Raw genomic sequence first — 14,437 nt, forward strand, 5'->3', positions numbered from 1 at the left:
CGCCCGACCGGCCCCGGCCGTCACGCATCCAGCCGCGCCAACTCCCCTTCTCCGCGCGCCGCTTCCGCCGCCGGCTCATCGTTCCGGTGCGCCAGCCGGTACAGCACCGGCAACACCAGCAAGGTCAGCGCCGTCGACGACAGGATGCCGCCGATGACGACCGTCGCCAGCGGCCGCTGCACTTCGGCACCGGTGCCGGTGGCCAGCGCCATCGGCACGAAACCGAGCGATGCCACCAGCGCCGTCATCAGCACGGGGCGCAGGCGCGTCAGTGCGCCGTTGCGGATGGCGTCGTCAAGGCCGTGGCCGTCCTCGCGCAGCGAGCGGATGAACGACAGCATCACCAGTCCGTTGAGCACCGCCACGCCGCACAGCGCGATAAAGCCCACCGCCGCCGAGATCGACAGCGGAATGCCGCGCAGCCACAGCGCCAGGATGCCGCCTGTCAGCGCGAACGGGATGCCGGTGAACACCAGCAGCCCATCCTTGACGTTACCGAACATGGCGAACAGCAGCACGAACACCAGCCCCAGCGCCAGCGGCACCACCACGCGCAGCCGCGCGGTGGCGGACTGCAGCTGTTCGAAGGTGCCGCCCCAGCTGGTCCAGTAGCCCGCCGGGATCTGCACGCGCGCGCGGATGGCGGCCTCGGCCTCGGGCACGAAGCTGCCGATATCGCGCCCGCGCACATTGGCGCTGACCACGATGCGGCGCTTGCCGTTCTCGCGCGAGACCTGGTTTGGGCCCGGCGCGATCTCCACGCTGGCGACTTCGCTCAGGGGGATATAGCTGGTGCGCGCTACAGCCTCCTTCGGCAGCGGTACCGGCAGGCGCCGCAGCGCTTCCACGTCCTCACGCACGGCCTCCGGCAGCCGCACCACGATGTCGAAGCGCCGGTCGCCGCTGAAGAAGGTGCCCGACACCTTGCCGCCGATGCCGATCGCCACCGCGTCCTGGATATCGCTGAGGTTCAGCCCGTAGCGTGCCGCCTTGTTGCGGTCGATCTGCACCGTCAGCATGGGCAGGCCGGTGGTCTGCTCGACCTTCACCTCGGCCGCGCCGGGGATGCCCTGCAGCACCGCCGCGATGCGATTGGCGGTCTGCTCCAGCACGGGGTTGTCGTCGCCGAACACCTTGACCGCCACATCGGAGCGCACGCCCGAGATCAACTCGTTGAAGCGCAGCTGGATCGGCTGCGAGAACTCATAGTTGTTGCCCGGCAGCTTGCCCACCTCATCGCGTATCGCGGCGATCAGCTCGTCGCGCGTGCGGCGGGGCTCGGGCCATTGCGAAACCGGCTTGAGCATGATGTAGCCGTCGGAGATATTCGGCGGCATCGGGTCGGAGGCGATCTCCGCGGTGCCGGTGCGCGCAAAGATGCGTTCGATCTCCGGGAACTTGGCCTTCAGCGCGGTTTCCACCTGCTGCTGCATCGCCACCGATTGCGTCAGGCTGGTGCCGGGGATGCGCAATGCCTGGATCGCCAGGTCGCCTTCGTTGAGGCTAGGCACGAACTCACTGCCAAGGCGCGTGGCGATCGCGAGGCAAAGCGCCACTGCCACGCCGGCAAAGGTGAGCACCACGGGGGTCGCGGCCAACGAGCGCTCCAGCAGCACCGCGTAGCGACGACGCGCCCAGGCCATCAGCCGGTTCTCGCGCTCGGCCACGCGGTTGCCGATGAACAGCGCCACCGCCGCGGGCACGAAGGTCACCGACAGCACCATCGCGCCCAGCAGCGCCAGCACCACGGTGAAAGCCATCGGGTGGAACATCCTGCCCTCTACGCCGGTCAGGGCAAAGATCGGCAGGTACACCACCATGATGATCAGCTGCCCGTACAACAGCGGCCGGCGTGCTTCGCGCGCCGCGGCAAAGACTTCGTGCAGGCGCTCGCTGCGCGTGAGGGGCCGGCCGTGGCGCTCCTGCGCATGCGCCAGCCGGCGCACGCAGTTCTCGACGATCACCACTGCGCCGTCGACGATGATGCCGAAGTCCAGCGCCCCCAGGCTCATCAGGTTGGCACTGATGCGGTAATGCACCATGCCCGTGAAGGTGAACAGCATTGACAGCGGGATCACCAGCGCGGTGATCAGCGCCGCGCGCAGGTTGCCCAGGAACAGGAACAGGATGGCGATCACCAGCACGGCGCCTTCCAGCAGGTTCTTTTTGACCGTGGCGATGGCCTTGTCGACCAGCGTGGTGCGGTCATACACCGTGATGGCCTTCACCCCCGCCGGCAGCGTGCGGTTGATCTCGGCCATCTCGCGGTCCACCGCCTGCGACACCGTGCGGCTGTTCTCGCCGATCAGCATGAACACGGTGCCCAGCACCACCTCGCGGCCGTTCTCGGTGGCCGCGCCGGTGCGCAGCTCGCCGCCGGTCTGCACGGTGGCCACGTCGCGCACGCGGATCGGCTGGCCCTGCGCGGTGCCGACGATCACATCGCGGATGTCGTCCAGCGAACGCACCTGCCCCGGCACGCGCACCAGGTACTGCTCGCCGCGGCGCTCGATATAGCCGGCGCCGACATTGTTGTTGTTCTTCTCCAGCGCGCTCACCACATCGGCCAGCGACAGTCCATACGACGCCATGCGCTCCAGGCTGGGCGCCACCACATAGGCGCGCGCGTGGCCGCCGATGGCATTGACCTCGGTCACGCCGGGCACGTTGCGCAGCTGCGGGCGGATCACCCAGTCCTGGATCTCGCGCAGGTCCGACAGCGCATAGGGCGTGCCGTCCGGCTTGCGCGCGCCGGGATCGGCCTCGACGGTCCAGAGGTAGATCTCGCCCAGCCCGGTTGAAATTGGCCCCATCGCGGGCGTGATGCCGGCGGGCAGATTGTCGCGCGCTTCCTGGATGCGCTGGTTGACCAGCTGGCGCGCAAAGTGGATATCGGTGCCGTCGCGGAAGATCACCGTCACCTGCGACAGACCGTAGCGCGACAGCGAGCGGGTCTGCTCCAGGCCGGGCAGGCCCGCCATCACGGTCTCGACCGGGTACGTGATGCGCTGCTCGGTCTCCAGCGGCGAATAGCCCGGCGCGGCGGTGTTGATCTGCACCTGCACGTTGGTGATATCGGGCACCGCGTCGATCGGCAGCCGGGTGTAGCTGTACAGGCCCAGCGCGGCCATGCCCAGCACCGCCAGCAGGACCAGCCAGCGTTGCTCGATGGCAAAGCGGATCAGGCGTTCGAACATGTGCGCCTCCCGCTCAGTGCTCATGCCCGGCGCTGGCTTTGCCCAGCTCGGACTTGAGGATAAAGCTATTGGCCGTGGCGTAGCGCGCGCCGGCCTGCAGGCCGTCGGTCACCTCCACCAACTTGCCGCCGGCGCGTCCGGTCTTGACCGGCTGCACGGCAAACCCGCCCGGCACCGCGACGAACACCACGCTCTGGCCATCGACCTGCTGCACCGCGTCGGCCGCCACCGTCACCGGCACCTGCGCGGGCGCGCCCAGCACGCTGACCGTGACAAACAGCCCCGGGCGCCAGGCCATGCCGGGATTGGCCAGCGTCACGCGCGCCTTGGCCGTGCGTGTCTGCTCGCCCAGCAGCGCACCGACGTAGGACACCTTGCCCTCGGCCTGCGTATCCGAGGCGCTCGATCGGATCGTGATCGCTTCGCCCACGCGGACCTGGTCGAGGTCGCGGGCGGCAACCACGAACTCCGCCCACACTGAACTCAGGTCGGACACGGTGAAGACGCTGGCGTCTTCCTTGACCGCTTCGCCCAGGGCCAGGTGCTTCTCGACCACGATGCCGTCGAACGGGGCACGCAGCGCGAACTGGTTCAGGCTGCCACCCTTGGCCGCGTTGTTGTCCGTGGCGCCGATCGCGGTCAGCTTCTGCCGCGCGTTCTGCACCGCGATCTGCGCTTCTTCCAACGCCGTGCGGGCCTGCTGGTAATCCTGCTCGGCGGAGATCTTCTCCTGCCACAGGGTCTTCTCGCGCGCATAGGTGGCACGTGCCAGCGCCTCGCGCTTCTGCGCCGAGAGCAGTTCGCTGCGCTGCTCGGCCAGTGTGGTGCTGGCGATCAGCGCCAGCACTTCGCCCTTGCGCACCGGCTGGCCGAGGTTGGCCGGCACCGCCTGCGCCACACCTGCCACGCGCGGCACCACGTGGGCGGTTCGGTCTTCGTTGAAGCGGATCTCGCCGGGGAAGTCGACGCTGCTGCGCAGCGGCGCCGCGGCGGCAGTGGCGATGCCGATACCGGCCTGCTGGATCTGCGCGGGCGTCAGCGCGATCAGGTGCGGATTGCCTTCGGCTTGCGGATTCGCGGCAGGGGCGCTGGCGTTCGCGTGTGCGGCGGCCTTGGCGCCTTCCTTGCCGTGTTCGTGCGCGTCGCCATGCTCGGCATGCCCGTGCCCGGCTTCACCCGTGGCGTTGCCGCCCTTTCCGGTGAACAGGATCGCCGCGCCGCCCAGCAGCCCGGTGACCAGGATCGCCACCACGGCGGCCCGTTGTTGCTTGCTTATTGCCATGTCTGCAGCTTCCGTATCAGTGTCCGAGGATGCGGTCGATGCTGGCCGCCGCGTCATAGGTGCGGGCCAGCACGTCCAGGTAGCGGATGCGCGCCTGGAACAAGGTGCGCTGGGCATCCAGCACATCGAGGAAATTGAATTTGCCGGCCTCGAACCCGCGCGAGGCGGCGGCGTAGGCCTGCTCGGCCGCGGGCAGCACCGAAGCCTGCAGCGTCTGCGCCGCGGCGCGCGATACCGAAAGCTGCGTCGAGGCCTGTTGCAGTTCGCCCTCCAGGCGGATGCGGGTGGCGGCGTGCACATCCTGCGCGCGGTCGGCGCGGCGCAGGGCGCCGTACAGGTTGCCCTGGTTGCGGTCAAAGAGCGGCAGCGGAATCGCCACGCCCAGCACGGCCATATTGCGGTTGGCCTCGTTGTCGCGCTTGGCGCCCAGGCTCACGGTCACGTCGGGATACTGGCGGCTGCGCGCCACGGCGACTTCGGCGCGGCTGCGCTCGGCCGACAGGCGGCTCGCCGCCAGCAGCGGCGAGTCTTCCAGCGCCGCTTGCAGCGCTGCCGGCGCGGGCCGCGACGGCAGCGCACCGAGGTCACCCTGCGCCTGCGCGAAACGTGGCGCGGTATTGCCCCACAGCGCCGCCAGCGACTGGCGCGCGGATTGCAGCGCGCCGGTGGCCTCGGCAAGCTCCAGTTCGGCATTGGCCTGCTCGACCCGGGCACGCGTTTCTTCCAGCGGCGCAACCTTGCCGGCGGCCACGCGCCGCCCGGCCGCGGCGGCCGCCTTGCTGGCGATGCCGACCGAGCCTTCGGCCAGCTTGACGCGCTCCTGCGCCACCAGCACGCCGAAGAAGCGCGCGATCACGGCGGCGCGCAGTTCGGCCCGCACGCCGCCCAGCTCGGCCTGCGCCAGCTCGCGTCCGCGCTCGGCCACGCCGATGCGGGCAGCGCGTTTGCCGCCGAGTTCGATCGGCAGGTTGATCTGGCCGGTGGTGGAGCGCGAGGCCTTGCGCGTGTCTTCCATCGACACGGCCAGTTCGGGATTGGGCTGCACGCGCGCCTGCGTGACATCGCCCTCGGTGGCGTCGAGCTCCTTGCCGGCGGCGGACAATGTGAAGCTGCCGGCTTCGGCCAGCGCCATCGCGGCGTCGAGGGTCAGCGTGCCGGCAATGGCAGCGCCATGGCGGGGGGCGGCGTCTGCGCGACGCCGTGGATCGGGCTGGATAGAACGGCCGCCAGCCCAACCGGCAGAAAAAGTCTTCGCATCGAATTGCACCAGGAAAGAAACCGGGAGAATTCGGCGAGACGCCTGACGTCAGGAACTCAGGGAGATCAGGAAGCGGGGAAGCGTCGTCTCGCCGGCTAAGCGAGACGCGGCCACTGCGGACGGTCGGGTGCCCGTGCGCTGTGCGAAGAGAAGCTTGGCTGCGGCGCAGGTGGCGCCAGCTCCACACGCCGCATGGCGTGCACGTCGGGCGCGTCGGCACGCGCGAACGGCAGCGAGGCGATATGGCAGACGCCGCAGTCGGGATCCGGCACGCCTAGCCTGGCGTTGTCCTGAGCTTTGTCCCCGGCCTGCCCCGCGGCCTTGTCCTGCTTGCCGCCGTCAGCCTTGTGCTGGTGCTCATGGTGCCCGATATGAGCCTTGGCCGAAGCCGCCACCTCATGCCGGCAATACGCTGCCGCTCCCGCCCAGGCGAACTGGAGCGGCAGGACAAGCGCAAGAAGGATGAGGATAAGGCGTTGCATGAATGGGAGAGCCTGCGCTGCCTTGCCGCCCGGCATCACGACGGGGGACAGCAGCGAGCCGCAAGTTTAACCGAGCGGTGCCGGCCATTCCGGCGACCGGGTCATTACATTTGCGTCATGTCACGGGCGGTCTGCGCCTTCCTCTCTTAATTCAATATTTTTGAACAACTTATCCGGCAACTCGCCTGTTTCCGTCTTGGTGGCGCTCCTATAGTTCTGTACATGAACGGCACGCACACAACGCAACGCCTTCTGACAAATTCAACAAGCTTAAGGAGAACATCATGACCAAGACCACCCGCCTCGCTACCGCCCTGCTCCTGTCGCTGGCCGCCCTGGGCGCCGCGCAAGCCGCCACCGCCGCCGACCAGTTGCCCGGCGACAAGTACGGCTACAGCTTCCGCAGCACCGTGCCGGGCGACAAGTATGGCTATGAGTTCCGCAGCCATGATGTGTTCACCGAAGGCGCCCGCGCCCGCAGGTTCGATCCGTTCGTCGACGGCGCCCGCACGGTGGCCGGACTGGACCGCAGTGGCGTGTCAGCCGCTCCGGCGCGCAGCTTCGATACCTTTACCGAAGGCAGCCGTGCCGGCAAGTTCGATGCCTACGGGGAAGGCGCCCGCGCCTGAGCGATGTCCGCACCCCACCAGCAAAAAGGCCAGCGCAAGCGCTGGCCTTTTGTCATTCGTCGCGCCCCAGCCTGCGCATGGCCTCGCGCAGGGTCCGCATCTGGGCGCTGAAGCTGGTGCAGGCGTCGCAGATCGCCAGGTGGGCGCGCATGCGCAGCCGTTCCCCCCATGACAGCGGCCGGTCCAGGCCCTTCATGGTGAGATGGTGCACCTCCTCACAGTTCGGCAGCAGGCGGCGGGAGGGGCGGGAATCTGGCATGTTGGTCAGTGGCTTATCCGTTGCGTGGTCGTGGACCAGGCTCAGCCGGCCTTGCCGGGCTGGCCGCGCTGGCCGAACCAGTGCAGTTCCAGGCATTCGCGCAGGCGCATCCGGGCGCGATAGAGCATCGCCCAGGCATTGGTCGCGCTGATCTGCAAATGCTGACAGATTTCTTCGGTGTCCAGCTCCAGCCACTCGCGCATCATGAAGATCCGGCCGGTGCGTTCCGGCAGGCGGTCCACGCAAAGCTGCAGGATCTCGAAGAATTCGCGGCGCTCGAATGCGCGCTCCGGGTCGCCCCAGTCGGACGGCGGATCCTGGTAGTGGCCGTTGCGCGTGAACAGTGCGTCGAGGGCGTAGTCGTCGGACTGCGGCTCGCCTTCGCCATCGGTGGCCAGCGTCAGCCTGACTTCGCGCTTGCCGCTGCGCAGGGTGTCGACGATCTTGTGCTTGAGGATGCCGACCAGGTAGGTGCGCAGCGCGGACTGGCCGGCGAAGCGCTCAGGGTGCTCCAGTACGGCCAGCAGCGTTTCCGAGACGGCATCCTCGGCCACCGCGTCATCGCGCAGTTGCAGGCGGGCGAAACGCAGCAGGTAGGGGCGTATGGCCTGGAGTTCGGCAGGGTCAAGGCTCATCGGGGATCGGGGCGCGGTTGCCTGGGCGATGCGCCATGATACCCGCGCCGCACCTTATCCCGCACCCCTCATCTCGCACGCCTCATTCCGCACCATTACCCGATCCCGCGGAATTGCCCGCACAAGCGGAACACGTCTTCCGACAGCGGAATCCCCTTGGCCTTGCCGTAGCGCGTTGCCAGCTTTAACAGCTCCTTGATGTCGCGCCCGCTCGCCTTGGGGTAGGCCGCGGTCAGCGCATCGATCAGCCCGTCGCCCAGCTCCGTGCCGAACTGCCCGGCCTGCAGGCGCCACAGGCGCATCGCGTCTTCCCTGGACGGCGTTTCGTAATGGATGGTGGCGATGCAGCGCGACAGGATGGCATCGTCGACGTCGCCGATGCGGTTGGTGGTCATGAACAGCAGGCCGTTGAAGTACTCCAGCGTGCGCAGGAATTCCGCGACGATGGCGTTGTGCTCCAGGTCGTTGTCGCGGCGGCGGATATAGACGTCGGCCTCGTCCAGCAGCAGGATTGCGTTCCAGCGCATGGCGCGGCGCAGGATGGTCATCAGCGTGGCGCCGACCGACGCCGCGGTGGTGCCCAGCTGCCCCGAATGCACACGGTACAGCGGCTTGCCCACCACCTCGGCATAGACCTCCGCGGTCAGCGTCTTGCCCAGGCCCGGCGCGCCCTGGCACAGGATGGTGGTGCCGCCGGACTTGCCCGGCACGAAATCCGGCACCAGCATGTCCATGTGCGAGGTCAGGATGTCGATCAGGTCGCGGTGATGCGCGGGCAGGACCAGCTTGTCGCGCAGTGCGGGCTGATAGCGGTACTCCGTCAGGTGCTGCACGTGGACCCAGATATTGCGATGCCACTCCAGGTGGAACAGGTGCACGTAGCCATGCAGCGGCACGCGCTCGAAGCCTTCCATGATCCCCGCGTCGCGCCAGAACGCCGGATCGCAGGTCATCTCGAAACGGCGCTCCAGCCGCTCCTCGTCATTCACGCAGCGCGCGCCCGCGGTGTCGGCGATCGGCGTCAGCTCCGCCGCGCCCTTCGCGTCGACCGAGAACGCCGCGCGCGTCGCCACGAACTGCGCGCCAAAGCGGCGCTGGTAGCGCACGAAGCGCTGCGCGTGCTGCTCGTATTCGCGCCGGAACTCAGCGCATTCCTTGTAGAAGCCGAACTCGGCCAGCAGCTCCGGAATCGTGCGGTTGGCGATGTCGTCGCGGGTAATCACCATCGACGTGGTCATGCCCGAGCGGCGCAGGTGGTGGTCGGTCAGCGCTGAGTTGGCTGATTGCATGGTGTTGGCCAGCATGTCCACCACCACATAGGGCATGCCCTGCTCGGGCGACACATAGCGCATGCGGCGCACCAGCCACGGCAGCAGCACGCCGTCGCGGTTGCGCTGGTACAGCCAGCCGTCGATGGCGTCGCGCGCCAGGTAGGCGGCCAGCCCCGCCACCAGCTGGTCCAGCCCCGGGATCACGCGCGCCTGCGGTGCGTTGTAGATATTGTCCAGCGCCAGCATCTGGAACATCAGCGCGCGCTCGTTCTGCGTCTTGCTCAGCGTGTAGAGCGAGCTCAGCGCGCGCGCATCGAACAGCGTGCTCGACACCATCAGGTTGCCGTGGCAGACACCATGCTCCTGCAGCTGCCTGGCCAGCGGCGATCCGGTTTCGATCATCGCCAGCAGGGGATGGATCAGCGCCTCCGGAATTTCGAAATCCATGGACCACACTCCCGTTGAATGGCATGGCCACGCCGGCCAGGGGCCGGGGTTTCACTGCAGGAAGAAATCGATCGCGCGTTCGACCACCGGCGCATGGATGACATGCAGGCCATCGAACTCGATGTACTCCACGTCGTAGCCCGCGGCCTTGAGCCTGGCCGCATGGGCGCGCCCGCTGGTGGCGATTGGCAGTTGCTCGTCGGCCAGCCCGTGCGCGATGAACACCCTGGGCGTGCCCTCCTGCATGAACACCGACATGAAGCCGCCCGAGAAGGCGATCACATGGCTGGCGATATCGCCATTGGTGATGCCCAGCGACAGCGCGTAGCTGGCGCCGTCCGAGAACCCGGCAAAGGCGAGCCGGCCCGGCTCGATCCGGTAGCGTGAAGTCACCGCGGTCAGCGCCTGGTGCAGCCGCTCCAGGTCGGGGCCGTTGCCGCCGATCACGATGTCCCAGGTCGGGTAGAGCGAATGCGGCGCCAGCACCAGGAACTTGCGGCGCTGCGCATGGGCTTCGAGATACGGCAGCACTTTTTCCGGGAATCCGCCCGCGCCGTGGAACATCACCAGCAGCGGCACGGGCACGCCGGCCGGCAGATCCTCCGGCACGTACAGCACCGCGTCGCGTTCGGCGGCTACCCCCAGCGAGTTGCGGCCGGGCGGCAGGGGGCCATCGACAGAGTCGGCGTGCAGGAAGGACAGGCGACCGAACAGCGAGGGATCGAGCATGGCGGAGTGACGGGGACGTTATGTAATCATAATATATTGTATATCACATACATAAAGTAGGATGGACGCCTGAGCTAGCCGATGTGGCCGGCCGGTGGCGCGCTGCTTTGGCGATGCAGGACTGCACCTGGTGATGCCGCTGCCAGAGGGGACGGACGATCGTGCGGTCACGCAAGCCGCGATCGAACGCGATATCGTCGTGCGCCCGCTGCCTGGCTACTACGCGGATCCGGAACGCGCCCGGCAGGGACTATTGCTTGGCTACGCCTGCGTGCCCGAGGAAGACATCGCCCCGGCCTTCGAGACGCTCGCAAGCGCGATCGACGCAAGGACAGCGGGAGCTGTCCCCTGACATCTGCTTTGTGGCCAACGCGATGGCGTGCGTGATGCGGGTCACCGCTGCCAGGGCTCGGTCCTGTGCGCGTCGCGCTTGCCATAGCAATCGATAGCCTGCCCGACGAGCTCGCGCGAGATCGCACCGTCATCGGCCAGCGCCTTCAGCGCGGCAATCACAATCGATGCGCGATCGACCTCAAAAAAGGCCCGCAACGCGGCACGCGTATCGCTACGCCCGAAGCCATCGGTGCCGAGCGTCACGTAGCGGCGCGGCACATGGGCGCGAATCATCTCGGGCACGGCGCGCACGTAATCGGTCGCTGCGATCACCGGGCCGCGTGATGCCGCGAGCGCGGCCGTCACGTAAGGCGCGGCGCTTTCGTCATCCGTAAACAGCCGCTGCGCGCGCTCCGAGGCGATGCCATCGCGATGCAGTTCGGTGAAGCTTGTCACGCTCCATACGGCAGCATCGATCTTCCAGTCCTCCTTCAGCATGCTCGCAGCGGCCTGCACCTCACCGAGAATTGCACCCGATCCGAGCAACTGGACCTGCGCCGTCTCCAGCCGTGCTGCGTCGAGCGGATACATGCCCTTGAGCACGCCCTCGCGCACCTTGTCGATGGGCGTGGCGGGCAATGAAGGCTGCGCGTAGTTCTCATTCATGACGGTCAGGTAGTAGAACACGTCGCGCTGATGCTCGATCATTTCACGCATGCCTTCGTCGACGATCATCGCGACTTCATACGCGAACGCGGGATCGTACGCGCGGCAGTTCGGCACCGTCGATGCCGCGAGATGGCTCGTGCCGTCCTGATGCTGCAGACCCTCGCCGCCGAGCGTTGTCTTGCCCGCCGTCGCGCCGATCAGAAAGCCCCGCGCGCGCTGGTCGGCAGCGGCCCAGATCAGATCGCCGATGCGCTGGAAGCCGAACATCGAGTAGTAGATGTAGAACGGAAGCATCGGCGTATCGTGCACGCTGTACGACGTCGCCGCCGCGATCCACGACGACACCGCGCCCGCCTCGGAGATGCCCTCCTCAAGTATCTGGCCGCCCGTCTCTTCTCGGTAATAGAGCATCGATCCCATATCTTCCGGCTCGTACAACTGGCCGAGCGGCGAGTAGATGCCGACCTGGCGGAACAGGTTCGCCATACCGAACGTGCGCGCCTCATCGGCGACCACGGGCACGATGCGCGGCCCAAGCGATGCATCCTTCAGCAAACTGCCCAGCATGCGCACGATGGCCATCGTGGTTGACATCTCCTTACCGTTTGCGTCCAGTGCGAACTGCGCCCAGGACGGCATGGCCGGCACGGTTGGCGCCTGCGATGCCGCTCTGCGCCGCCTGGGCAGATAACCGCCGAGGGCAGCGCGGCGCGCGTGCAGGTACTGCATTTCCGGGCTGTTCTCCGCAGGCTTGTAGAACCTGAGCTGCTCCACGTCCTCATCGGACAGAGGCAAGCGGAAGCGATCGCGAAACGCCTTCAACTGCTCAACGTCGAGCTTTTTCTGCTGATGCGTGTTCATGCGCCCCTGGCCGATCGAGCCCATGCCAAACCCCTTCATCGTCTTGGCGAGAATGACCGTAGGCTGGCCGCTGTGCTTCACCGCCTTGTCATACGCTGCATGCAGCTTGCGAACATCGTGGCCGCCGCGCCGCAAGCGGTCGATGTCGTCATCGCTCAGATGCGCGGCAAGCGCGGCCAGTTCAGGGTTCTGGCCGAAGAAGCGCTCGCGGTTGTACGCGCCGTCGTTGGCAGAGAAGGTCTGGAACTGCCCGTCCACGGTGTGAGCAAATGCGCGCAGCAACGCGCCCGTGCGATCGCGCGCGAACAGCGCATCCCAGTCCGAGCCCCACAGCACCTTGATGACGTTCCAGCCAGCCCCCGTGAACTGCGCTTCGAGTTCGTCGATGATTCGGCCGTTGCTGCGCACCGGACCGTCGAGGCGCTGCAGATTGCAGTTGATCACGAACACGAGGTTGTCGAGCCCTTCGCGCGCCGCCAGCGACAGCGCTCCGATCGATTCTGGCTCGTCCATCTCGCCGTCGCCGAAAAAGCCCCACACCTTGCGGCCTTCTGTCTTAAGCAGACCGCGATTCTGCAAATAGCGCATGAAGCGCGCCTGGTAGATCGCGTTGATGGGCCCGATGCCCATCGAGCCCGTCGGAAATTGCCAGAAGTCCGGCATCAGCCACGGGTGCGGATACGAACAGAGACCCGGCCCCGCGATCTCGCGCCGGTAGTGTTCGAGATGCGTCTCGCTCAGGAAGCCTTCGAGAAACGCGCGCGCATAGACGCCCGGCGACGAATGCGGCTGGAAATACACGAGATCGCCGCCATGCGTATCGCTCGCGCCGCGAAAGAAATGATTGAAGCCGACTTCGAACAGATCCGCCGCCGACGCATAGCTCGCGATATGGCCGCCAAGTTCGCCGTACGCCCGATTGGCCCGCACCACCATCGCCAGCGCGTTCCAGCGCAACGCGGCGGCGAGCTTCTCTTCCGTGTCGAGATCGCCCGGATACGGAAGCTGCTGGGAGACGGAGATCGTGTTCGTGTAGGGCGTGACATTCGCACGCGCCGTCGCCACGCCGTTCGACAGCGCATGCGCGGCCAGCCGGTCGAACAGGTACTGCGCGCGGTCGACGCCGGCGTGCTGGACGATGCCGTCCAACGCGGCTAGCCACTCGGCCGTCTCCTGCGGGTCGTGGTCGATGCGAGCTTGAGTGAGGGCGAGAACGGTCTGGATACCGCTCGATAAATCCGTCATGGCGCAACTCCGAGGCTGAATGGTGTGGCTAGTACGATGCGTGCGATCCGAATGGATACGGCTCGAATACATGAGATAGCGTATCCATCCTGCCCCAGAATGTGCGTCTCTTTTGCGTGCTCCGGCGCTTTCAGATAGTATCTTTATTCCGAAAAAGCGGCCTCAGATGGAATATTTACACTATGACATCCGAAACTAAACCGGCCACGAGGCGCCTCGACCGCATCGACATCGCGATCCTCCAGCAACTCCAGAACAACGCGCGCATCACCAATGCGGAACTGGCGCGCGCGGTCCATCTGTCGCCGACGGCCTGCTTTGGCCGCGTACGCGCGCTCGAAAAGCTCGGCCTGTTTCGTCAACAGGTGACGCTGCTCGATCCCGGCGCGCTCGGGCTGCGCATCAATGTTTTCATTCAGGTGAGCCTCGAGAAGCAGGTCGAAGACGCGCTGCGCCGCTTTGAACAGGAGGTCGGCGCACGACCCGAGGTGATGGAGTGCTATCTGATGACGGGGGACGCCGATTATCTGTTGCGCGTCGTCGTGCCCGACATGCAGAGCCTCGAGCGCTTTATCGTGCAATGGCTCACGAAGATACCCGGCGTGTCGAATATCCGCTCAAGCTTTGCGCTCAAGCAGGTGCGCTACAAGACCGCGTTGCCGCTGCCCGTCACGGGCCTCACGCTCACGGCGGGTGACGATGCGCCCCAGGAATGGGCGTGAGGAGATGCCGCTTGGTAACGGGGTACAGCGCGTCTACCACGCCAAGTGCGAGGCAGCGTTGCGCATCGTCGCCACGGAGCGCTGCCAGAGCCGGGCGCTTGCCGTCTGGCTTGGCAATGACATGAGCGCTCTCATCCAGACATCTTTACCCAGTGTCCTGTTTCGCAAATAACTTGCCATGAAATCGCCCAGTTGGCCGCCATGCGTCGTTGCTCGTCGTTGCCATAGCTACGGCTATGGCGCCTCCTCGCGCCTAGCCTGACAGCCAACTGGACGATTTCATTTTGGCAAGCTATCTACGGAACAGGACACTGATATGTATTGACCCTGTCAAGTGCTCGTTTCCTTGTTCACGGTAGGACAAGTGTGTTTGGGCCAGGCCCGGCGGTTCTTCGACGGTTGATCATTCTGATATGCG

Annotated in this window: 10 protein-coding genes and 2 pseudogenes; 3 read left to right on the top strand and 9 right to left on the bottom strand. The window is 66.6% G+C overall.

Annotated features, from left to right (window positions below):
• Nucleotides 1-20: 20 nt before the first annotated feature.
• The 4 genes and pseudogenes from DN412_RS28305 to czcI all read right to left on the bottom strand — a co-directional run bounded on the left by DN412_RS28305 (nt 21) and on the right by czcI (nt 6,219).
• Nucleotides 21-3,197: a CusA/CzcA family heavy metal efflux RND transporter gene (locus DN412_RS28305; protein WP_115214601.1), complete on the bottom strand. Its 3,177-nt coding sequence runs from the start codon at nt 3,195-3,197 to the stop codon at nt 21-23.
• Nucleotides 3,198-3,210: 13 nt separating this feature from the next.
• Entirely contained in the window at nt 3,211-4,479 is a 1,269-nt protein-coding gene (locus tag DN412_RS28310; RefSeq protein ID WP_115214602.1) for an efflux RND transporter periplasmic adaptor subunit, read from the bottom strand.
• Nucleotides 4,480-4,495: 16 nt separating this feature from the next.
• Nucleotides 4,496-5,736: pseudogene (locus DN412_RS28315) on the bottom strand (TolC family protein).
• 96 nt (nt 5,737-5,832) lie between these two features.
• Nucleotides 5,833-6,219, bottom strand: a complete 387-nt coding sequence (gene czcI / locus DN412_RS28320) for a cation efflux protein, CzcI family (RefSeq protein ID WP_115214616.1) — start codon at nt 6,217-6,219, stop codon at nt 5,833-5,835.
• Between the two features lie 284 nt (nt 6,220-6,503).
• Here czcI and DN412_RS28325 point away from each other — a divergent pair, with 284 nt between their 5' ends.
• Complete coding sequence (locus tag DN412_RS28325) at nt 6,504-6,848, top strand: hypothetical protein (RefSeq protein WP_115214603.1); 345 nt, start codon at nt 6,504-6,506, stop codon at nt 6,846-6,848.
• Between the two features lie 52 nt (nt 6,849-6,900).
• Here the strand turns inward: DN412_RS28325 and DN412_RS28330 are convergent, their stop codons facing one another.
• The 4 genes from DN412_RS28330 to DN412_RS28345 all read right to left on the bottom strand — a co-directional run bounded on the left by DN412_RS28330 (nt 6,901) and on the right by DN412_RS28345 (nt 10,189).
• Entirely contained in the window at nt 6,901-7,107 is a 207-nt protein-coding gene (locus tag DN412_RS28330) for a zf-HC2 domain-containing protein (RefSeq protein WP_115214604.1), read from the bottom strand.
• Nucleotides 7,108-7,148: 41 nt separating this feature from the next.
• Complete coding sequence (locus DN412_RS28335; RefSeq protein WP_115214605.1) at nt 7,149-7,742, bottom strand: sigma-70 family RNA polymerase sigma factor; 594 nt, start codon at nt 7,740-7,742, stop codon at nt 7,149-7,151.
• Between the two features lie 95 nt (nt 7,743-7,837).
• On the bottom strand, nt 7,838-9,460 hold the full coding sequence (locus DN412_RS28340) for an AAA family ATPase (RefSeq protein WP_115214606.1): 1,623 nt from the start codon (nt 9,458-9,460) through the stop codon (nt 7,838-7,840).
• A gap of 51 nt (nt 9,461-9,511) precedes the next feature.
• Nucleotides 9,512-10,189, bottom strand: coding sequence for an alpha/beta hydrolase (locus DN412_RS28345; RefSeq protein ID WP_115214607.1), 678 nt, complete (start codon nt 10,187-10,189; stop codon nt 9,512-9,514).
• A 106-nt stretch (nt 10,190-10,295) separates the two neighbouring features.
• Between DN412_RS28345 and DN412_RS28350 the strand changes: the two are divergent.
• Nucleotides 10,296-10,541: pseudogene (locus DN412_RS28350) on the top strand (MocR-like pyridoxine biosynthesis transcription factor PdxR); the annotation flags it as partial.
• A gap of 41 nt (nt 10,542-10,582) precedes the next feature.
• Here the strand turns inward: DN412_RS28350 and mdeB are convergent.
• Nucleotides 10,583-13,297, bottom strand: coding sequence for an alpha-ketoglutarate dehydrogenase (gene mdeB / locus DN412_RS28355; protein ID WP_115214608.1), 2,715 nt, complete (start codon nt 13,295-13,297; stop codon nt 10,583-10,585).
• A 182-nt stretch (nt 13,298-13,479) separates the two neighbouring features.
• Between mdeB and DN412_RS28360 the strand changes: the two genes are divergently transcribed.
• Nucleotides 13,480-14,019 (top strand): Lrp/AsnC family transcriptional regulator, encoded by a 540-nt coding sequence (locus tag DN412_RS28360; protein WP_115214609.1) that lies wholly within the window; start codon nt 13,480-13,482, stop codon nt 14,017-14,019.
• Nucleotides 14,020-14,437 lie beyond the last annotated feature (418 nt).

Origin of the sequence: Cupriavidus lacunae (assembly GCF_003353055.1) — a bacterium.
GTDB lineage: Bacteria > Pseudomonadota > Gammaproteobacteria > Burkholderiales > Burkholderiaceae > Cupriavidus > Cupriavidus lacunae.